The 19288-nt window shown below is 68.6% G+C and carries 19 protein-coding genes; 7 read left to right on the top strand and 12 right to left on the bottom strand.

Going from position 1 to position 19288, the window contains the following annotated elements; all coding sequences use genetic code 11:
• Nucleotides 1–19 precede the first annotated feature (19 nt).
• The 7 genes from N5C88_RS03230 to N5C88_RS03200 form a co-directional block, all read right to left on the bottom strand.
• On the bottom strand, nt 20–808 hold the full coding sequence (locus N5C88_RS03230) for a heme ABC transporter ATP-binding protein (RefSeq protein WP_280014669.1): 789 nt from the start codon (nt 806–808) through the stop codon (nt 20–22).
• Nucleotides 805–1749 carry an iron ABC transporter permease gene (locus N5C88_RS03225; protein WP_118934840.1) on the bottom strand — a complete coding sequence of 315 codons (945 nt, stop codon included), beginning with the start codon at nt 1747–1749 and terminating at the stop codon, nt 805–807. Before N5C88_RS03225 ends, N5C88_RS03230 begins: the two co-directional genes overlap by 4 nt.
• Before the next feature lie 37 nt (nt 1750–1786).
• A complete protein-coding gene (locus tag N5C88_RS03220) occupies nt 1787–2620 on the bottom strand; it encodes an ABC transporter substrate-binding protein (protein ID WP_059377748.1) in 834 nt (277 codons plus the stop codon).
• 18 nt (nt 2621–2638) lie between these two features.
• Nucleotides 2639–3685 carry a ChuX/HutX family heme-like substrate-binding protein gene (locus N5C88_RS03215; RefSeq protein ID WP_280014668.1) on the bottom strand — a complete coding sequence of 349 codons (1047 nt, stop codon included), beginning with the start codon at nt 3683–3685 and terminating at the stop codon, nt 2639–2641.
• A 79-nt stretch (nt 3686–3764) separates the two neighbouring features.
• Nucleotides 3765–6317, bottom strand: a complete 2553-nt coding sequence (locus N5C88_RS03210; protein WP_280014681.1) for a TonB-dependent hemoglobin/transferrin/lactoferrin family receptor — start codon at nt 6315–6317, stop codon at nt 3765–3767.
• Nucleotides 6318–6492: 175 nt separating this feature from the next.
• Nucleotides 6493–7506, bottom strand: coding sequence for a FecR domain-containing protein (locus tag N5C88_RS03205; protein WP_251880992.1), 1014 nt, complete (start codon nt 7504–7506; stop codon nt 6493–6495).
• On the bottom strand, nt 7485–7994 hold the full coding sequence (locus N5C88_RS03200; RefSeq protein WP_251880990.1) for a sigma-70 family RNA polymerase sigma factor: 510 nt from the start codon (nt 7992–7994) through the stop codon (nt 7485–7487). The genes N5C88_RS03205 and N5C88_RS03200 overlap by 22 nt, the downstream gene beginning before the upstream one ends.
• 136 nt (nt 7995–8130) lie before the next feature.
• Here N5C88_RS03200 and N5C88_RS03195 point away from each other — a divergent pair, with 136 nt between their 5' ends.
• Together N5C88_RS03195 and N5C88_RS03190 are read left to right on the top strand one after the other, a co-directional pair.
• Nucleotides 8131–8598: a CopD family protein gene (locus N5C88_RS03195; protein ID WP_059377732.1), complete on the top strand. Its 468-nt coding sequence runs from the start codon at nt 8131–8133 to the stop codon at nt 8596–8598.
• A gap of 143 nt (nt 8599–8741) precedes the next feature.
• Entirely contained in the window at nt 8742–9602 is an 861-nt protein-coding gene (locus N5C88_RS03190) for a hypothetical protein (RefSeq protein WP_059377730.1), read from the top strand.
• Here N5C88_RS03190 and N5C88_RS03185 read toward each other — a convergent pair.
• Nucleotides 9599–10555 (bottom strand): LysR family transcriptional regulator, encoded by a 957-nt coding sequence (locus tag N5C88_RS03185; RefSeq protein WP_059377956.1) that lies wholly within the window; start codon nt 10553–10555, stop codon nt 9599–9601. The two genes, N5C88_RS03190 and N5C88_RS03185, sit on opposite strands and share 4 nt — an antisense overlap.
• A gap of 162 nt (nt 10556–10717) precedes the next feature.
• Here N5C88_RS03185 and N5C88_RS03180 point away from each other — a divergent pair, with 162 nt between their 5' ends.
• From N5C88_RS03180 to N5C88_RS03165, 4 genes are all read left to right on the top strand, one after another.
• A complete protein-coding gene (locus N5C88_RS03180) occupies nt 10718–11728 on the top strand; it encodes a tripartite tricarboxylate transporter substrate binding protein (protein WP_187774082.1) in 1011 nt (336 codons plus the stop codon).
• A complete protein-coding gene (locus tag N5C88_RS03175) occupies nt 11725–12696 on the top strand; it encodes a hypothetical protein (RefSeq protein WP_280014667.1) in 972 nt (323 codons plus the stop codon). Before N5C88_RS03180 ends, N5C88_RS03175 begins: the two co-directional genes overlap by 4 nt.
• A gap of 75 nt (nt 12697–12771) precedes the next feature.
• On the top strand, nt 12772–13464 hold the full coding sequence (locus N5C88_RS03170; protein WP_059377724.1) for a YafY family protein: 693 nt from the start codon (nt 12772–12774) through the stop codon (nt 13462–13464).
• A 78-nt stretch (nt 13465–13542) separates the two neighbouring features.
• A complete protein-coding gene (locus N5C88_RS03165; protein ID WP_059377722.1) occupies nt 13543–13956 on the top strand; it encodes a VOC family protein in 414 nt (137 codons plus the stop codon).
• Between the two features lie 81 nt (nt 13957–14037).
• On the opposite strand, the gene N5C88_RS03160 is transcribed toward N5C88_RS03165, so the two are convergent.
• Complete coding sequence (locus N5C88_RS03160; protein ID WP_118934791.1) at nt 14038–15444, bottom strand: amino acid permease; 1407 nt, start codon at nt 15442–15444, stop codon at nt 14038–14040.
• A 77-nt stretch (nt 15445–15521) separates the two neighbouring features.
• Nucleotides 15522–16772 (bottom strand): kynureninase, encoded by a 1251-nt coding sequence (kynU, locus tag N5C88_RS03155; protein WP_059377717.1) that lies wholly within the window; start codon nt 16770–16772, stop codon nt 15522–15524.
• A gap of 138 nt (nt 16773–16910) precedes the next feature.
• On the opposite strand from kynU, the gene N5C88_RS03150 reads away from it, so the two are divergent.
• On the top strand, nt 16911–17384 hold the full coding sequence (locus N5C88_RS03150) for an Lrp/AsnC family transcriptional regulator (protein WP_059377705.1): 474 nt from the start codon (nt 16911–16913) through the stop codon (nt 17382–17384).
• Between the two features lie 19 nt (nt 17385–17403).
• Here the strand turns inward: N5C88_RS03150 and N5C88_RS03145 are convergent, their stop codons facing one another.
• Both N5C88_RS03145 and N5C88_RS03140 read right to left on the bottom strand, forming a co-directional pair.
• Nucleotides 17404–18033 (bottom strand): hemolysin III family protein, encoded by a 630-nt coding sequence (locus tag N5C88_RS03145; protein ID WP_118934789.1) that lies wholly within the window; start codon nt 18031–18033, stop codon nt 17404–17406.
• A gap of 85 nt (nt 18034–18118) precedes the next feature.
• Entirely contained in the window at nt 18119–19204 is a 1086-nt protein-coding gene (locus tag N5C88_RS03140) for a P1 family peptidase (protein ID WP_205736624.1), read from the bottom strand.
• Between the last annotated feature and the right edge of the window lie 84 nt (nt 19205–19288).

Raw genomic sequence — 19288 nt, 5'->3', positions numbered from 1 at the left:
ACCGGCCCCGCGGCCCGAGTCACGCCGTCAGCACCAGCAGGCGGCCGGCTTGCAGGGGATGCGCAATCACCTGCGCGTCGATGCCGTAGGCCAGATACAGATTGGCCGGCGTCAGGACCTCTGCCGGCGTCCCCTGCGCGATGCCGCGTCCGCCGCAGAGCAGCAGCAGGCGGTCGCACCAGCGCGCGGCCAGATTCATATCGTGCAGGATCACCAGTACGCCCGTATTGCCGGCATGGGCCAGCTCCCAGGAGCGCCGCAGCAGGTCGCCCTGATGTTTGGGGTCCAGGCTGGCGGTGGGTTCGTCCAGCAACAGGTAGCGCGGCTCGTCGCGTTCGCGCGCGGCATGGCATTGAACCAGTACGCGGGCGAACTGGACGCGCTGCTGTTCGCCGCCGGACAGCTCGGGATAGCGCCGCCCGGCAAGATGCACCGCGTCGGCCTCTGCCAGCGTTTGCGTCACCAGCGCGTCCACCACGGATGGCGCCAACTCCGGGAACGGATAGGCGCCCATGGCGACCACCTCGCGCACGCTCAGGTCGAAGCTCAGCCCCGGCTTTTGCGGCAGCACGGCGCGGCGGCGCGCCTGTTGCCGGTGCGGCATGGCGGCAAGCGGGGTCTCGCCCAAACTCAGCTGGCCCGCATCGGCAGCCAATTCCGCTGACAACGCGCCCAGCAGGGTGGATTTGCCAGCGCCGTTGGCCCCCAGCAAGCCCACCACTTCTCCGGGGCGGATATCCAGCGATACATCGGTGAGAATGCGCGCTGCGCCGCGGTTCACGGTCACGTTTTGCGCGGAAAGCGTCATCCTATCCTCCGTCCGCGCGCCAGCAGCCACAAGAAGAACGGCCCGCCCACCAGGCCCGTCACCAGGCCGATGGGCAGTTCGGCCGGCACCACCACGGTACGCGCCAGCCAATCCGCGAGGATCAGCGCCAGACCGCCGGCCAGGACGGTCGCGGGCAGCAGCCAGCGGTGATTGGCGCCCAGCGTCATGCGCACCAGGTGCGGCACCACCAGGCCGACGAAGACGATGGTGCCCGTGGCGGCGACCAGCGGTCCCACGATGAGCGCACTGGCCAGCACCAGCCTGGCCCGCACGCGCTTGAGCGTGTAGCCCAGGTGCTGGGCTTCGCGTTCGCCCAGCAGCAGCGCGTTCATGACGCGCCACTGACTCATCAGCCACAGGCTCACCAGCAGCACCCACGGCCCCAGGAACGACAACACCTTCCAGTTCGCGCCGCCCAGGCTGCCCATGTTCCAGAACGTCAGGTCGCGCAGCTGCGCATCGGTGGCGACGAAGGTGAACAGGCCGATCAAGCTGAACGCCATGGCCGTGATGGCCACGCCCGCCAGCAACAGCCCCGCCACACCCGGCACGCGCCGGCCCACCGCGTAGGCGCAGAGCGTGGCCAGCAGGCTGCCGGCGAAGGCGGCAGGCGCGGTGACCCAGAAACCGCCGGACGTCAGCACGATGGCGGCCACCGCCCCCAGCGCGCCGCCCGCCGATATGCCGATCAGGCCGGGCTCGGCCAGCGGATTGCGGAACAGCGCCTGCATGGCCGCGCCGGCCACCGCCAGGCCGGCGCCCGCCACCAGCGCGAACAGCACGCGCGGCAAGCGGATGTCGATCAGCACATTGCGCCACAAGGCAGTCTCGGGCGTGGGCGCGCCCCACAACAAGGACGGCAGTTCGCGCAGGGGGATCGCCACCGCGCCGTTGGCGGTGGCGGCCACCACCGCCAGCATCAGGGCCGCTGCCAGCAGGCCCAACGCCAGCGGCGCGCTAACGCGCCATGACATGCGCAACCTCCTGCTTGAGCTGGGTCAGCGCCAGCGGCAGGCGCGGTCCCATGCCCAGGATGAGCAGGTCGTCCATCACCACGATGCGCCGCTTCGCGGCCGCCTGGGTGGACGCGATGCCGGGCATGCGCAGGAAGGCGTCCATGCCGCCGCCGGCGTCCAGCGATGCCTGCGTCACGATGATCAGGTCAGGCGCCAGCGCGCCCATGGCCTCGGCGGACAAGGGCTTATAGCCATGCTGATCTTGCAGCACGTTCACCAGCCCCGCCAGGTGCATGACTTCGTTGGCGGCGGTGTCGCGGCCGGCGCCTTGCGGCGAGCCCGTGCGGTTGATCAGCAGCAGCGCCCGCGCGCGCGTCGCGGGCACAGCCTCGGCGCGCGCGAGCTCGCGCGTGACGTCTTCCACCATGCGTTCGCCCGCCGGCGCCACGCCCAGCGCGTCCGCAATGCCGCGGATGCGCGACTTGAGCGAATCCACCGACGGCGCGTCCGACACGGTGACGACGCGCACGCCGACGTCCGCCAGCCGCTTGAGCGAGTCCGGCGGGCCGGCCTGCTCAGAGGCCAGCACCAGATCCGGCTTTAGCGACAAGACGCCTTCCACGGGTACCGAACGGTAGTAGCCGACGCGCGGCAGCTTGGTCGCGGCCTCGGGATAGAGGCTGGAGAGATCGTCTCCCACCAGCTTGCCGCCCTGCCCCAGCTGATACACGATTTCGGTCACGGTGCCGCCCAGGGTCACTACCCGGGCGGGCGGCGCCGCGTACGCGCCGAGCGCGATTGCCCAGCCCGCCGCCATTGCCAACCATTTTTTCATCGCTACGTCCTTATGGGCTCAGGCGGCCAGCGGCACGCTGCACAGGCTGATCATCAGTTCGCGCCATTGCGTCAGTTCCGGCTTGCCGGGCTTGCGCTCGCCGAAGAACTGCGCGATCAGGTCGCCCGTCGAGGCATACAGCTCCAGCGAGGTGACCCAACCGTCCGAGGTCGGCTTGTTCACCACCCAGGCCGAGGCAATGGCGGTGGTATCCAGGTGCAGGTTGAACTTCGGGTCCAGCACGTTGTACCAGGGGCCGGTGCGGCGCAATTGCTGCACCGGGCCGGTATGGATCTGGATCATGCCGCGGTTGCCCACGAAGCACATGATGGACAGGCCGGACTGCGCCGCGGATTCGAGCATGCGTTCGACGGCGTCGGCCGGCACCTGCTGCGCCAGATCCTCGCCCGCGCCCGCCAGGGCGGCCAGGCGCGACACCTTGAACTTGCGCAGCAGGGGAAAGAACTCGTGCGTGTCCTGCATGCCCAGCCAGGCTTCGCGCCACTGCGCGCTGTTCTCGACCCGGTCGGCGTCGGCGGCGGGCGCATAGGGCTGGGTCTCGGGCCATTGCGCCTCGCCCGCGAACTTGGCGACCAGGGCATCGTAGGCGGCGGCGTCGGTAGCGTCGGTGCGGTAGACCTTGTGCACCGCCACGCCCGCGCCATCGAAGAACTGCAGGCTGTGGCGGCCGTCCTGTTCGACTGCCCAGGCCGACTTCCAGGTCGTGAAGAAAACACGCAGGTCGATGTCCGGTCCGAGCACCAGGCCTACCGGACCTTCGGCCTGGATATCCTCATACACGCCATGGCGCTCGTGCACACACCAGTCGTTGCGGGTAAGCGCCATGACCGGGCCCAGCGTGCCCAGTTCGCGGAAGATTTCCTGAGGCGTGCCGTGCAGGGCCGTGGCCTTCAGGCCGCCGCATTGCGCCGCCACCCATTCGGCTTCGGACACTCCCAGCGCCTGCGCCAGATTGCGGGCGCGCAGCTTGGGTTGCGAGGCGGCCAGGGCCTCGTTGCGGGCGCGCAGTTCCTGGGCGCGGGACGTGAAATCGGTGTTGCTCATCGTGGGCCCTCCGGCCGTTGCTAAGGTTTGCGTAAACCGCCGCCGCCCCGGTATGGTCCGGACCGGCGGCGGGTCTGGATCAATACTGGTATGTCAGTGAGACGCGCAGGCTGCGTCCCGGTTCCGTGTACCAATCGACCGGCCGCGGAATGGCGATGGCGCCGGCGGTCGGCACGTTGATGGCCTCCCAATACTTCTTGTCGAACAGGTTGAAAACGCCCGCCTGCACCTGCAGGCCCTTCACCGCGGCCGGACGCCAATAGCCCATCAGGTCCACCACGCCGTAGCCGGGCGCCTGGAAATCGGGATTGCGGGCCGTGGCCGTGGCCTCGGGGTACTCGACCTTGTCGCGCTTCAGGGCCGTGGTCAGCATGGCGTCCACGCCCCACGCATCGCGGCTATAGCCCAGGCCCAGCACCGCCTTCAGCGGCGCCACCGAGTTCAGGTACTGCCCCGTGCTTTCGTCCTTGCCCACGGCCCACGCCAGCGAACCCCAGGTGCGCCAGCCGGGCGAAAACTTCCAGTGCGCGCTGGCTTCGGCGCCGTAGATGCGCACCTTGGCGCGGTTGACGTTGCCGGTCACGCCCAAGGGGTACTGTCCGGCCCAGCCCGGCTGCCACTGCGGCGAGGACGCGTTCAGCGGCACGTCGCCGTCGATGAAGTTCTGGTAGCGGTTGTCGAACAACGATACCGCGCCGCCCAGGGAATCGGAACCGATCTTGGCGCCCAGCTCCCAGCCCTTGCTGGTTTCAGGCTTCAGATAGGGATTGCCCACGCGCAGGTAGGTGCCGGGGCCGCCATAGTTGGTGTAGAGCTGCGTCGGGCTGGGCGCCTTGAAGCCGTATGCGTATTGGGCATAGAGGCTGAGTTCGTCCGCGGCCTTCCAGGTGGCCAGCAGCTTGGGCGAAAAACGGCTGCCGCTGTTGGACGGCGGCAGCGCGCCCGCGTTCGGGTTGCTTTCGTAGCTGGCCGTGGACTGCGGCTTCTGTTCGTAGTGGTCGTAGCGCAGCGCCGGCATGATGGTGTAGCGGCCGTCGGCGAAGCTGAATTCGTCCTGCACCCACAGAGCCCACTGGTTGCCCTTGGACTGCGGCACGTCGGCCTGGTTGGTGTGCAGCATGTCGCACAGGCGCGGACCCATCGGCGCCCGCGTGCCTGCCGGGATCGCCGGGCAATTGTCGTAGCCGCCGGAGTACTGCTCGGTCTTGTTGCCGTACCATTCCCCGCCCACGGTCCACAACTGCGACACCGACGCGCCTGCCAGACGCTTGGTGATCTCGGCATTGGCGCCGAACATGGTCTGACGGATGGAGTTGCTGCGGCCATATGGCCCGCTGGGATAGCCGTAACGGAACGGATCGCCCGGTATGGCGTAGGCCCGGGAATCGACGCTGCGCACGCCGCTCAGCGAGCTGTCCAGCTGCAGGCGCTGCCAATAAACGACCGCGCTGGCCGTGTCGATCAGGCTGTCCGCGCCGGGCGCCTTGTACGAGTAATCGAAGGACACGCGCTGGCGCTCGGTTTCCTTGCGGGTGCTGTTTTCGCCGTACAGATAGCTGGTGCCCGCGCCCTGCTCGAACATGCTGTCGATGTCGGCGTTGCGCTTGAAGTATTCGCCGGTCAGGCCGAAGCGGTGGCCGCCTTCGACGCGCTGCTGCAGCTTCAGAAGGAAGCTGCGCTGGTCGTAGTCTTCCGGGCTGGGTTCGCTGCGCTTGGGTCCATAGCCGCCGACGTCGCCGCGATTGTCCAGGGCATGGCCGTTGCGTACGCCCGCCTGCACCAGCCAGAACGTGTTGCTGTGGATCTGGCCCGCCAGCGCGGCGTTGGCGCCCCAGCTGCTGTCGGCCGTGTCGTAGTCGGTCTTGGCCAGCGCGCCGAAGGTCTTGCCGTCGGTCAGCAGGTCAGACGGTTGCAGCGTGTGCAGGTCGGCAGTGCCGGAAATCGCGCCAGAGCCGCCGCCGCTGGCGTCGGCGCCGCGCACGATGTCCAATCGCGACAGGCTGTTGAAATCCACCGCTTCCAGGCCGCCCTTCAGGCCGCGCGCGCCGTCGTCCAGCCATGGCAGGCGGATACCGTCCACGCGCGTCAGCACACGATCCTGGTCCAGGCCGCGGATATTGATGCTGTTGGTCGTACGGTTGAAGCTCACGCCGGGCTCGGCGCGCTTGCCGAAATCGCTCCAGTTCTTGACCTGCAGTTCGTCCAGGCGCTTGCGGTCGGTGCTGGTTTCCCAGGCCGGTGCGGCCGGCGCGCCCTCGCCTTCCACCTGGACCGGCGCCAACTGCGTCACGTCCGCGGACAATGCCTGCAACACGTAAACGCGGGCGCTGCGCTCCTGCACGCCCAGGCCGCTGCCCGCCAGCAAGCGCGCAAAGCCTTCATTCACGGAATAGACCCCGTCGAGCCCCGCCGTGCGGCGCTGGCCCACCAGCGCCGCGTCGAACAGCACCGTCACGCCCGCGCTGTCGGCAAAGCGCGGCAGCGCCTCGGCCAGCGCACCCGCCGGAATGCGATAGCCGCGCGCCTGCGTCTGCTGCGCGGACTGCGCCCACGCGGCGCTTGCGGGCAGCAAGGTGGCGGACACGGCAGCCAGCGCCAGGGCGGCATGCACGGCGGCGGCCAGGCGGGTCATGCGGCATTGCAGGCCTCGGGCGGGTCGGGAGCCGCTTGCGCGGCCGGCGGGAAGATAAGCCATGGTCGTCCTTTCGATCCAAAAGGTGTCGGCATTCGTTTGCCTCTACAGACCATGACCCTCGTGAAATCGGAATCGGACAGCTGGCCCTCCCCTTTTTTGTAACGGCGCGGATTCAGGCCTCGGCAGCCGCGCGCAAGGTGATCGTCACCCAGTACGGCGTGCGATAGCGCACCCGCACAGGCAGGGTCGCGGGCAAGGCCGCCAGGACCGCATCGGTATCGCGCACCTGGAACGCGCCCGAGATGCGCAGATGCGCGGCCCCGGGATCGCAGCGCAGAATGCCGGAACGGTAGCGGCCCAGTTCGGCCGCGAAAGCGTCCAGCCGCATGCGGTTGGCGTACAGCACGCCACGTTGCCAGTCGCTGGCATGCGGATCCGCAGGGGATGGCGGCGACGCGCCCTCGTCCGTCAGGCTGCTCTGCTGGCCGGCCTCCAGGCTGACCAGGCTGCGCGGATGCGCGGCGCTGCCGACGCGGATCCGCCCTTCCTGCACGCTGACGCGGCACACGCCGCCTTCTTGGCGCACGCAGAATCGCGAGGACTGCGCCTCGATGTCTCCCTGGCTCGTGCGCACCACGAAGGGCCGCGGCGCAGGCGCCGTGTCGGCCACGGCATGCACCGCGATCTCGCCGGCGCGCAGCCGCAGCAGGCGCGCCGTGGAGCTGTACATCACGTCGACGGCGCTGGCCGTGTTCAGCAGCAGCGTGGAGCCATCCGCCAGCGCCACTTCGCGCCGTTCGCCCGGCGCGCTGCGGTAGTCCGCGGTCCAGTCCAGCGGATCGGCGCGCCAGGCTGCCCAACCGACGGGCCCGGCCGCCACCAGCGCAATCAGCGTCTTGAGCGCGGCACGACGGCTTCCGAGTCCGGGGCGGTTCAAGGTGGCCATGCCCAGCGCCGCCGGGATCAGGCCGAAGCGCTCATTCACGCGCTGCGCGCGCTGCCAGGCGTGCTCGTGCTCGGCCTTGCTGGCGCGCCACAGTTCACAGGCCCGCTGGTCGGCGTCGGTGGCGCGGCCCGAACTCAGCCGCAGCAGCCAGCGCGCGGCCTCGCGCGCCACGCTGCGTTCGACGGCGGGCAGCTCGGGCGCCGCCTCGGCCTGCGGGTTCAGATCGACGCCATGATGCATTGTTCGAATCCCTTGGCGATGTAGCGATGCACGGTGCGCAGCGACACGTTCAGGCGGGCGGCGATTTCGCCATGGCTCAGTCCTTCCAGCTGCGCCATCAGGAAGGCCTGGCGGGCCGGCAGCGACAGGCCGGCCAGCATCTCGTCGATCTCCTGCAGCGTTTCCAGGATGATCAGGCGCTGCTCGGCCGAGGGCGCCAGCGCCTCCGGCGTTAAGGCCAGGGCTTCCAGATAGGCCTGCTCCACCGAGCGTCGCCGGTGGTGGTTCAGCAGCAGGCGCTTGGCGATGGTGGTGAGATAGGCGCGCGGCTCGCGCAAGGCGTCCAGTTCGTGGCGGTGGCGCAGCACCCGCACGAAGGTGTCCTGCGCCAGGTCGGCGGCGTCGAAGCTGTTGCCCAGCTTGGCGCGCAGCCAGCCATGCAGCCATCCATGATGAGCGCGGTACAGCAGATGGACGTTGTCGCCGGCGGCGACCGCGGGATTCGGCACGGGTGGCTCCCTGAACTTTCAATCACAAATAGAAATCAATCTCATTCTAAATGCAAAACCATGATTCCGGTCAAGCCCGCGCGCCGCGCTTGACGGCGATATGATGGGGACGGATTCCTCCCTACAGGCCTGCCCCATGCTCTATGCCGCGCTCAAATTCATCCACCTGATGGCCGTGATCCTCTGGGTCGGGGGCATGCTTTTCGCGCACTGTTTCCTGCGGCCGGCGGCCGCGCAGCTGGAACCGCCGGTCCGGCTGCGGCTGATGGCGGCGGTGCTGGGGCCGTTCCTGAATGCGGTGCTGGCGGCCATTCTTCTGATCCTGGCGACGGGCGCGATCATGATCGGCCAGGAAGCCAGCCAGGCGGCGCAGACGGGCGGCGCCTTCTTCATGCCGCGCAGCTGGACCCTCATGGCCTCGGGCGGCCTGGTCATGACGGCCATCTACGCCTACATCCGCTTCGTGCTCTACCCGCAGCTGCGGGCGGCGGTCGCCGCGTCCGACTGGCCCCAGGGCGGCCAGGCCATGGGCGGCATACGCCGCTGGGTGGGCATCAACCTGCTGCTGGGCATCGCCATCGTGGCCATCGTCTTTCTGGGGTAGCTGGATATCAGCCGGCGCCCGCGAGCTATCGGGCATGCGCAGGCTGGTATCGGAATTCTTTTGCTTGGTGCAATACGCATTACATCCGCGCTGGCCACACTGCGGATGACTCTCGCGGGCTCACACAAACAAAAGGAATCTCCATGATCAAGCGTGTCTTCCAGCTGGCCGCCCTCGGCCTGTTCGTTTCCGCCTCGGCCGCGCATGCCGCCGCTCCCATCGACAACAGCGCCCTGGACCAGACCGGGTTCCGCGAACACAAGGCGACCTACGGCGTGGTCTACCGCCTGCCCCAGGACGTCAACGCCATCCTGGACGCCAAGATCAACGGCACGCTGAAGGCCGACCTGCTCCAGCTGGGCCTGAAGACCGAGGCCGAAACGCCCAACATGCCGCACGTGACGGTGGTGCACATCCACAGCGCCGACCCTGAAACGCCCGCCCGCATGCTCAAGGCCCTGCCCAAGCCGCCGGCCCCGCTGCAGGTCACGCTGAAGAACTTCTATCCCACCGAAGCCGCCAAGGGCGCGGGCCATCCGTGGTGGCTGGACCTGGGCGTGGTCAAGAGCGGCCAGGGCTTCGAGGACATGATGCGCTACAACACCGTCGCGACCGCCGCGCTGGCGCCGCTGCGCGACGGCCCGCTGCCGCGCGTCACCGGTCCGGTCTACGCCAAGATGGGCGACGCCGGAAAAGACCTGGTCAAGACCATGGGCGTGAGCGGCGTGAACATCATGCAGGACGGCAAGGAAGTGCGCGCGCACAATCCGCACACCACGCTGGTCTACAGCATGGCGCTGTACGACACGCGCCTGCAGGACGCCATGAAGCAGGAGTCCGACAAGTTCAACGCCGTGCTGCCGGACGGCATCAACACCACCTTCAAGGACGTGTCCATCGTCGAGATCGGCTTCGCCGGCAACGTGGTGCGCGAGATCTACCGCGTCAGCCTGGAAGACGGCTCGGCCATCGACGTGGCGACGGGCAAGAAGGTCGGTTCCTAAGCCGCACCGGCTGCGGGAGCGTCCACGCGTTCCCGCAGCACCTCGCGGATCTGCCCGCGCAGCCAGGCCTGCAGCGGCGACGTATGCAGGCGCCGCGGCCACACCATCACCAGTTCGATCTTGCGCAGGCTGGCAGGCAGTTCCAGCGTCGCCAGGGGGAAATGCCGGGCGTGCACCCGCGCCACGCTGGCCGGCATGGTGGTGGCGTAATCAGTGTCCAGCAGCACATAGGGCGTGATGCCGAAGCCGGACAGGTAGGCCGAAAATTCCAGCCGGCTGGCATCCGGCTTGAGCGCGCGGTCGAAGTTGGTTTCGCGGCCATACATGTGCGCGAAGGCGAACCACTTGATGGACGGCAGATCCGCCAGCGCCAGCGCGCGCTTGCCTGCCCAGGGATGCCGCGCCGACACCACGCACACGCGCCGGTCCTTCAGCAGCGTATCGCGATGGAAACGCGCCGGCACCTTGCCGAACAGGCCGATGGCCATGTCCAACCGTTCCGCGTCCAGATCGTCCGGCACGAAGTCTCCGTGCACCGACTGGAAACGCAGCGTGATGCCCGGCGCGGCGCGGTGCAGCCGTTCGATCAGCGGCGCCGCCAGCAGGATCTCGCTGTGCGCGCCGGTGCCGATGTTGACCACGCCGCTGGCCTTGGCCGGATCGAAAGCCTCGGCCGGACGCAGCGCCGCTTCGATCTGCGCCAGCGCGTCATGCACCGCCGAATGCAGTTCCAGCGCCCGCTCCGTTGGAATGAATCGGCCCTTCACCACCACCAGCAAGGGATCTTCCAGCCGGCGGCGCAGGCGCGCCAGGTCACGGCTGATGGCGGGCTGCGTCTTATGCAGCAGGGCTGAACTGGCGGTGGCGCTGCGAGTGCGCATCAGGACGTCGAACGTCAGCAGCAGGTTCATGTCCAGCCGGCGCAGATAGGGCAAGGATTGGGCGTCGCTCATGCCGCCCATACTATGCCTGAAATGCATGCGTTGAAAATTCCATACCATTTTCGACATATATGGCTTGCGCAGCCAGCATTGGGCAAGGCCGCCGGCCTTGGCTACAGTCCGCGGCAGATCGGGGCCTTCCGCACCCGACCCGACTTTCCGGAGACTGCCGCAATGAACCCCTTGGGCCCGACCGCCGCGCGCTGGCGCGCTTCCCCCCGCCGCTGGATGGCGGCCGCGCTGGCCGGCGCAGCGCTGCTGGCGGGCGCAGCCCAACCGGCCGCCGCCGCCTTCCCCGAACGCCCCGTGACGCTGGTGGTGCCCTTCCCCGCCGGCGGCACGCCCGACATCCTGGCCCGCATCCTCAGCGACAGCCTGGCCAAGCGCCTGGGCCAGCCCCTGATCGTGGAAAACCGCGCCGGCGCCGGCGGCAACATCGGCGCGCAGGCGGTGGCGCGCGCCGCGCCCGACGGCTACACCTTGCTGATGTGCGCCTTCGGCTGCACGGTCGCGCCCTCGCTCTACCAGCCCGCGCCCTACGACATCGTCAAGGACTTCGCGCCCGTCGCCATGGTCGGCACGGTGCCCAGCGTGCTGGTCGTCAATCCCAAGGTGCCGGCGCAGACCGTGGCCGAGCTGCTGGCCTACGCCCGCGCCCATCCGGGCAAGCTGAACTCGGCCTCGTCGGGCGTGGGCGGCTCGGCCCACCTGGCCACCGAACTGCTGAAGCTGCGCACCGGCATCGACGTGGCGCACATCCCCTACAAGGGCGCCGGACAGGTCGCGGCCGATCTGCTGGGCGGCCAGGTCGACATGTATTTCGACAACCTGCCGGCATCGCTGGCGAACATCCGCGCGGGCAAGCTGCGGGCCCTGGCCGTGGCCAGCGCCAAGCGCGCGCCGGCCATTCCGGACGTGCCGACCTTCGCGGAGGCCGGCGTGGCCGATTTCCTGATCACGCCCTGGTTCGGCATCATGGCGCCCGCCGGCACGCCGGACGCCACGCTGGCCGCGCTGCACCAAGCCTTCAACGACGCCCTGCAGGCGCCCGAGGTCGCCGCCAAGATGCGCGAACTGGGCGTGGAAACCGCCGCCGGCCCGCGCCAGGCGCTGGGCGACTTCGTGCTGGCCGAGACCGCGCGCTGGAAGGACGTGATCCAGGCCAACCACATCCGGGCGGAATGATGGCGGACGAACCCGGCCGCGCCGCATCGGACGCGCTCGCGCCGATCCGTCTGCGCGACATGGGCGCCTTCCATGTCGGCGGGCGCGAGGTCAGCTTATCCGGTCTGCCGCGGCGCGAAGTCGTCATGGCCGAGGGCGGCCAGCCCGTCGCGCTGGACCCCAACGGCACCTACCGCGTCGAGCAGATGTACGCGCAGTACTTCCTGGCCGAGCCGGCCAGCGGCCGCCCGCCCCTGGCCTTCTGGCATGGCGGCGGCATGACCGGCGCGGCGTGGGAGACCACGCCCGACGGCCGCCAGGGCTGGCTCCATGCCTTCCTGCGGCGCGGCTGGGACGCCTATCTCTGCGATGCCGTGGAACGCGGCCGCTCGGGCTACGCGCCGGTCCCCGAGATCTGGCCGGAAGGCCCCATCGTGCAGGCGCAGGAAGACTGCTACACGCGTTTTCGCATCGGCCGCCCGGGCGCCCGCCCCGGCCCCGGCAGCGCCTATGGCAACACGCTGTTCCCGGTGGAAGCCTTCGGCGAGCTGGCCGCGCAGATGGTGCCGCGCTGGGTGCATACCGACGCCGCCGTCCTGCGCGGCTATCTGGCCTTGCTGGAGCGGGTCGGCCGCATGATCGTCATCTGCCATTCGCAGGCGGGCGTATTCGGCATCCGCGCGGCCGCCGCCCGGCCCGATCTGGTGCGCGCCGTGGTGGCGCTGGAGCCGGCCAGCATCCCGGAACTGGACGCCGGCTACCGCACGCCCACGCTGATCCTCATGGGCGACAACATGGACACGGACCCGCGCTGGCCGCGCATGCGCGAGCGGGTGCGCGATTTCGCGCGGCGGCACGCTTGCGTCACCCTGCTGCCGCTGCCCGAACTGGGCATCGCCGGCAATTCGCACATGCTGATGATGGACCGCAACAGCCTGGACCTGGCCGCCCGCGTGCACGACTGGCTGATGGCCCTGCCGCCCGCCTGACATCCCGCTGCGGACGGGCCCCGCCTGCTGCCATTTCGTGGCAGCATTATGGATCCGTCATCCCCGTCCGCCCCCATGTCCCGCACCGAACGCCTCCTGGGCCTGATGCAGACCTTGCGCTGCCATCGCCGCCCCGTCAGCGGCCGCCAACTGGCCGCCGACCTCGGCGTCAGCATCCGCACGCTGTACCGCGACATCGCCACCCTGCAATCGCAAGGCGCCGAGATCGAGGGCGAACCGGGCGTGGGCTACGTGCTGAGGCCGGGTTTCATGCTGCCGCCGCTGATGTTCAGCACCGAGGAGATCGAGGCGCTGGTGCTGGGCACCCGCTGGGTGGCGGACCGCGCCGACCCGCGCCTGGCGCAGGCCGCGAGCAACGCGCTGGCCAAGATCGGCGCCGTGCTGCCGGGCGAACTGCGCGACGGGCTGGACGCGATACCGCTGCTGGTCGGTCCCAGTTCGATGCAGGTGGTGGACCGCGTGGACCTGTCGCTGATCCGCCAGGCCATACGCTGCGAACAGAAGATCGACATCACCTACCGCGACGACAAGGGCGCCGATTCCACGCGGGTGATCTGGCCGTTCGCGCTGGGTTTTTTCGACAGCGTGCGCATCGTCATGGCCTGGTGCGAACTGCGCCAGGATTTCCGCCATTTCCGCACCGACCGCATCGCCACGCTGACGCCCGGTGAGCGTTATCCCAAGCGCCGCCATGCGCTGCTGAAGGAGTGGCGCGCGATCGATCGCACGCCGAAGAATTGCGGCTGAAAACGCGGCTGAAAGCTACTGCCAAAAACTGACAGTACCCCTGTCTAAGATGAGCGCGTCTACCACCCGGAGCGCATCATGTCAGACACCAATTTCGTGATTTTCTACGTTGAAAAGCCCGCCGCCAGCGCCGCGTTCTACAGCGCCCTGCTGCAGCGTCCACCCACGGAAAGCTCCCCCACCTTCGCGCTGTTCAGGCTGGATTCCGGCCTGATGCTGGGCCTGTGGTCGCGCTACACGGTGGAACCTGCCGCCGCCGGCCGCGGCGGCGCCACCGAACTCGCCTTCACCGTTGCTGACGCGCAGGCGCTGGACCGCCGCCACCTGGACTGGAGCCTGCGCGGCCTGCCCATCCTGCAAGCGCCCACCGACATGGATTTCGGCCGCACCTTCGTGGCGCTGGACCCCGACGGCCACCGGTTGCGCGTGTTCGCGCCGGCGCCTCAGGAACAGGCTGCGGAGCAGCCCGCGCCGGCCATGGCCAGCGCTTGAAGCGCAGTCATGCCGCGCGCTCATGAAATACGGGCCTGAGGCGCTGGCCCCAGGCCCGTGGCTGAACCGGGCGTAGCAATATCAGGAACGCTGGCCGCGCGGGGTCAGCGCCACCGCTTCGCCACGCCTGCGGAACAGCAGCTGGTACAGCACGGCCAGCACCACCAGGAAGGGCACGCCGAACACCAGCGTCATCTTGAAAACGCTGGTGAAGTAGGTGGTGGCCAAAATGGCCAGCATCGCGCCCGCGCCCAGCAACGTCAGCACCGGAAAGCCCGGCATGCGGAACGACAGCTTGCCGCCGCCTTCGCGCGCCCAGCGGCGGCGAAAGCAGTAGTGGGTCACGAAAATCATCATCCACGTAAACAGCGCGCCGAACATCGAAATCGCCATCATCAGCGTGAACGAGGTCTCGGGGTACAGCACGTTCAGCACCGCGGCGATGGCAATGCCGCTGGTGGACAGCAGCAGCGCGTTCAGCGGCGTGCCGCTGCGCGTCAGCTTGCCGAACGCGGACGGCGCATGGCCGGCGCGCGACAGGCTGAACATCATGCGCGTGGTGATGTAGAGCTGGCTGTTCATGGCCGACAGCGCCGCCACCAGCACGATGAAGTTGATGACGCCTGCCGCGCCCGGGATCTCAAGCGCCTGCATCACCTTGACGAAGGGGCTGCCGCCCTTGCCGGCCTCGTCCCAGGGCACGATGGCCAGGATCAGCGCCAGCGTCAGCAGGTAGAACACCACCAGCCGGACGATGGTGGCGCGGAACGCCTGCTTGACCGCGCGCTCGGGGTCTTCGGCCTCGCCCGCCGCCACCGCGATCATCTCCACGCTGAGATAGCTGAAGATCGAGATGACCACGGCGATCCACATGCCCCAGACGCCATTCGGGAAGAACCCGCCATGCGACGTGTACAGCGCCGTGCCGTACTGCGGATTGCCCCAGACCACGTAGGCGCCCAGGATGATGAAGGCCACGATGGCGGTGATCTTGATCGTGGAAAACCAGTATTCGACCGTGCCGAAGGTCTTGACGCTCATGGCGTTGATGAAGATCAGCGCCGCCGAGAACAGGCAGACCCACTGCCAGCCGGGCACGTCCGGGAACCAGAACTTCATGTATTCCGCGACGGCCGTGACTTCGGTGCCTACCGCCAGCACCACGCAGGACCAGTACGCGTAGCGCACCAGAAATCCCGCCAGCGGGCCGACGTAGTGTTCGGCATAGGCGCCGAAGGAGCCCGAGGTGGAATGCGCCACCGTCATTTCCGCCAGGCAGCCCATCAGCAGCAACGTGATCAAGCCGCCGATGGCATAGCTGATGATCACGCTGGGTCCGGCAAAGCCGATGGCGAACTTGCTGCCCAGGAACAGGCCCGTGCCGATGGCGCCGCCGATGGCGATCATGCTCATCTGCCCCGACGTCAGCCGCCGCTTCAGGCCCTGCTCGCGTTCGGCGATCTGGCCGAATCCTTTCTGTTGTTGCATTGTCTCCTCCAGGTCCCGCGCTCTCTTTGTGGATACAGGGCCGGTTTGGCCCGCGCAATGGGGTTATGTTGCGGCGCTCAGGTCACGGCGGCGCGGTGCTTGAATTCCGGCTTGTCCCAGGAACGCGTGTCCAGCACGTCCTTCAGGATGTCGACGGCGTCCCAGACGTCGGCATAGCCGAAATACAGCGGCGTCAGGCCGAAGCGCAGCACCTCGGGTTCGCGATAGTCGCCGATCACGCCGCGCGCGATCAGGGCCTGCATCACCTCGAAGCCGTTGGGATGGCGGAAGCTGACATGGCTGCCGCGGTCGGCGTGCTTGCGCGGCGTCACCAGCGTGAGAGGATGGCCGGCGCAGCGCTCTTCGACCAGCGCGATGAACAGGTCGCCCAGCGCCAGCGATTTCTTGCGCACCTCGGCCATGTCGGCGGCATGCGCCACGTCCAGGCCGCATTCCACCAGCGACAGCGACACGATAGGCTGGGTGCCGCACAGATAGCGGCGCACGCCGCCGGCGGGCTCGTAGGCCACGGTCATGTCGAACGGCCGCGTGTGGCCCCACCAGCCGGACAGCGGCTGCCAGAAGTCCTTGGTGTGGCGCGGCGCCACCCAGATGAAGGCGGGCGAGCCCGGGCCGCCGTTCAGGTATTTATAGGTGCAACCCACGGCGAAGTCGGCGTCCGCGCCGTTCAGGTCCACCGGCACCGCGCCCGCGGCGTGAGCCAGGTCCCAGATCGCCAGCGCGCCGCGCTCGTGCGCCAGCGCGGTCACCGCGGCCATGTCGTGCATCTGGCCGCTGCGGTAGTTCACGTGCGACAGCAGCATCACCGCCACGGACTCGTCCAGCGCCTTTTCCAGCGGCAGCTCGTCGTCGATCAGGCGCATTTCGTAGCCCTGCTGCAGCAGGTCGATCATGCCCTGGATCATGTAGAGATCGGTCGGAAAGTTGTCGCGTTCGGACAGGATGACGCGGCGCTTGGGGTGCTGGTGCTGCTGGATGCGCAAGGCGGCGGCCAGCGCCTTGAAGATGTTCAGCGAGGTCGTGTCGGTCACGACCAGCTCGCCTTCGCGCGCGCCCAGCAGGCGGCCCAGCTTGTCGCCCAGGCGGGTGGGCAGTTCGAACCAGCCCGCGGTATTCCAGCTGCGGATCAGGCCCGAACCCCATTCCTGGCCGATCACGGCGGCGGCGCGGCCGGCGGCCTCCTTGGGCAGCACGCCCAGGGAATTGCCGTCCATGTAGAGGACGCCGGGCGGCAGGTCGAAACGGTCCTTCAGGGGCGCCAGGGGATCCTGGCGGTCGGCATTTACGCAGGCTTCACGGGTGTTCATTTTGTGCTCCGGGGGGCTATATTCTGGGTACATACTATCAGCGCGATCAGGCTGATAAATTGCAAATTCAGGCGCGGATTACCCTAGGTTTCCGCATTGAATTGCACATAATCCACTTTTTTGGAATTTGATTGCACCATGCAGATCGACGCCATAGACCAGCGCATTCTTTACCGGCTGCAAGAGAACGGCCACCTCAGCAACCAGGACCTGGCCGAGCAGGTGGCGCTGTCGCCCTCGGCCTGCCTGCGGCGGGTGCGCGCGCTGGAAGAAAGCGGGCTGATCCGCCACTATCGCGCCGTGCTGGACGCCGAAAAACTGGGGTTCGAGCTGGAGGCCATCGTCCATGTGTCGCTGGACCAGTCGCGTCCCGGCTGGCACGAGGAATTCCTGGCCGGCATCGCCCTGCATGACGAGATCACCGAGGCCAGCATCGTGACGGGCGCGTCCAACTACATCCTGACGGTGTGCACGCGCAACCTGAAGGCGTTCTCACAGTTCGTCGAAGACAAGCTCAGCAAGATCCCGGGCGTGCGGAACCTGTCCTCGCATATCGTCATGCGCAAAGTGAAGGACCGCGGCGGCATGCTGCCGCTGGCAAGCTGGCGCTAGCGGCCCGCTGAAACCCCGCTCAGGCCGGGCTCAGCCGCAGGAAGCCGAACACCGTCACGAAGTGGCAGGCGGTGCCGCCCATGACGAACAGGTGCCAGATGCCGTGGGCATGCGGCCAGCGCTGGTCGTTGGCGTAGAACAGCGTACCGGCGGTATAGACCGCCGCGCCCGCCAGCAGCCAGGCCAGCCCAGCCGCGGACAAGGCGCCCGCGATCGGCGCGGCGAACATCACGCCCAGCCAGCCCATCGCCAGATAAAGCGGCAGGGCCGGCGCCGCGCCCCGCGCCCACCACAGCTCGCGGCTGATGCCGACCGCCGCCAGCAGCCAGATCGCCACGCCCATGGCCGCGCCCCAGCCATGCTCCACCGGCCCGTAGGCCAGCGGCGTGTACGTGCCGGCGATCAGCAGGTAGATCGCGCAATGGTCGGCCTTGGCCCACCAGGCCTTGCGGCGGCCGCGCGAGCAATGGAACAGTACAGAAGAGGCATAGACGGCGATCATCGACGCGGCGAACACGGCGCAGGCAACCACCTGCCGCGTGTCCACCTTGAGTTCGGCGGCGCGGGCGATCAGGGCGCCCGAAGCGGCCACCGCCAGCGCCAGGCCGGCCAGGTGCGTCGCGCCGTTGAATCGTTCGCCCTTGTACATGCACGCCCTCCGCCCGCCGGCCACGCGCCGGCGCCATCCATGATGGAGCCCTTGTGTGACAGGCCGAGGTCAGGACGCGCGGCCGTCAGGAAACGAAGTCCACCGCCGCCGGATAGCCTTCCAGCGCGCGCGCCGACAGGATCGCGCGCTGCACCGCGATCGCCATCGCCTCGGCCGCCATCACGCCCAGCAGCATCACGTTGCCCGGCTTGCCGGACGTGCCCGTGCCCAGCGCGAAGATGGTGTCGCCATCCAGCATGGTGTGGATGGGATTGATGGTGCGGGCCAGGCCGTCATGCGCCATGCCGGCGATCTTCTGCGCCTGCGCCTTGGTGAGCTTGGCGTCGGTGGCGACCAGCCCTATGGTGGTGGCGGTGCCTGGGCGCATGGACTTGGGCAAATCGCCCGCCAGGATCGCGGCGCGGGTATCCAGCAGCATCTTGCCGTCGGCGGTGCGCGCGCCTGCCAGGACGCGCCCGGTGGCCGGATCCACCACGTCGCCCACCGCATTGACCGCGACGATGGCGCCCACCGTCACGCCTGCCACGGTCAGCGAGGCGCTGCCGATGCCGCCCTTCATGGCGCGCTTGGGACCGTACAGCTTGCCCACCGTCGCGCCCGCCCCCGCGCCCACGTTGCCTTCCTGCGGCGCGGCGTCCGTGGCCGACTTGCAGGCCTGGTAGCCCGCGGCCGCGTCGGGCCGGATCGAGGCGTCGCCCACGCCCAGGTCGAACAGGATGGCCGAAGGCACGATGGGCACGTGCGCCACGCCCACGTCGAAGCCGATCTTCTTCTCTTCCAGATAGCGCATGACGCCCGAAGCCGCATCCAGGCCGAAGGCGCTGCCGCCGGACAGCACCACGGCGTGCACTTTCTCCACCATGTTGACGGGATTGAGCAGGTCGGTCTCGCGCGTACCCGGCGCCGCGCCGCGCACGTCGACCCCGGCGGTCGCGCCGGCCTCGGCGATGATGACGGTGCAGCCCGTGGGCCGGCGCGTGTCGGTGTAGTGCCCCACCCGCAAACCCGCCACCTGCGTGATGCTGCCGCTGCCCGGCATCAGCCGCGTGCCGTCCGCGGCCTGGGCGGGCATTGCGCTTGCTGCTGCCGCGCCTGCGGCCGCGATCATGAAAGCCCGCCTGTTCCATTGCTGTTCCACACCGATCTCCACTGAAGTCCTGCCTGGATGAACCCCGGCGGCAACGCGCCGGAGCATGGGTATCGCCATATGACTTGCCGCTATATTTTTACTATT

It is taken from the genome of Achromobacter sp. GD03932, from assembly GCF_029839485.1.
GTDB lineage: Bacteria > Pseudomonadota > Gammaproteobacteria > Burkholderiales > Burkholderiaceae_B > Achromobacter > Achromobacter bronchisepticus_A.
The sequence above is the reverse complement of the archived record's forward strand: the minus strand, read 5'-3'. Positions and strand labels throughout refer to the sequence as shown.

What these genes read in the sequence shown, in the direction of transcription:
- N5C88_RS03230 (WP_280014669.1), bottom strand. Translation starts at nt 808, where the DNA reads ATGACGCTTTCCGCGCAAAACGTGACCGTGAACCGCGGCGCAGCGCGC.
- N5C88_RS03225 (WP_118934840.1), bottom strand. Translation starts at nt 1,749, where the DNA reads ATGCTGGCGGTGGTGGCCGCCACCGCCAACGGCGCGGTGGCGATCCCC.
- N5C88_RS03220 (WP_059377748.1), bottom strand. Translation starts at nt 2,620, where the DNA reads ATGAAAAAATGGTTGGCAATGGCGGCGGGCTGGGCAATCGCGCTCGGC.
- N5C88_RS03215 (WP_280014668.1), bottom strand. Translation starts at nt 3,685, where the DNA reads ATGAGCAACACCGATTTCACGTCCCGCGCCCAGGAACTGCGCGCCCGC.
- N5C88_RS03210 (WP_280014681.1), bottom strand. Translation starts at nt 6,317, where the DNA reads ATGACCCGCCTGGCCGCCGCCGTGCATGCCGCCCTGGCGCTGGCTGCC.
- N5C88_RS03205 (WP_251880992.1), bottom strand. Translation starts at nt 7,506, where the DNA reads ATGCATCATGGCGTCGATCTGAACCCGCAGGCCGAGGCGGCGCCCGAG.
- N5C88_RS03195 (WP_059377732.1), top strand. Translation starts at nt 8,131, where the DNA reads ATGCTCTATGCCGCGCTCAAATTCATCCACCTGATGGCCGTGATCCTC.
- N5C88_RS03190 (WP_059377730.1), top strand. Translation starts at nt 8,742, where the DNA reads ATGATCAAGCGTGTCTTCCAGCTGGCCGCCCTCGGCCTGTTCGTTTCC.
- N5C88_RS03185 (WP_059377956.1), bottom strand. Translation starts at nt 10,555, where the DNA reads ATGAGCGACGCCCAATCCTTGCCCTATCTGCGCCGGCTGGACATGAAC.
- N5C88_RS03180 (WP_187774082.1), top strand. Translation starts at nt 10,718, where the DNA reads ATGAACCCCTTGGGCCCGACCGCCGCGCGCTGGCGCGCTTCCCCCCGC.
- N5C88_RS03175 (WP_280014667.1), top strand. Translation starts at nt 11,725, where the DNA reads ATGATGGCGGACGAACCCGGCCGCGCCGCATCGGACGCGCTCGCGCCG.
- N5C88_RS03170 (WP_059377724.1), top strand. Translation starts at nt 12,772, where the DNA reads ATGTCCCGCACCGAACGCCTCCTGGGCCTGATGCAGACCTTGCGCTGC.
- N5C88_RS03165 (WP_059377722.1), top strand. Translation starts at nt 13,543, where the DNA reads ATGTCAGACACCAATTTCGTGATTTTCTACGTTGAAAAGCCCGCCGCC.
- N5C88_RS03160 (WP_118934791.1), bottom strand. Translation starts at nt 15,444, where the DNA reads ATGCAACAACAGAAAGGATTCGGCCAGATCGCCGAACGCGAGCAGGGC.
- kynU (WP_059377717.1), bottom strand. Translation starts at nt 16,772, where the DNA reads ATGAACACCCGTGAAGCCTGCGTAAATGCCGACCGCCAGGATCCCCTG.
- N5C88_RS03150 (WP_059377705.1), top strand. Translation starts at nt 16,911, where the DNA reads ATGCAGATCGACGCCATAGACCAGCGCATTCTTTACCGGCTGCAAGAG.
- N5C88_RS03145 (WP_118934789.1), bottom strand. Translation starts at nt 18,033, where the DNA reads ATGTACAAGGGCGAACGATTCAACGGCGCGACGCACCTGGCCGGCCTG.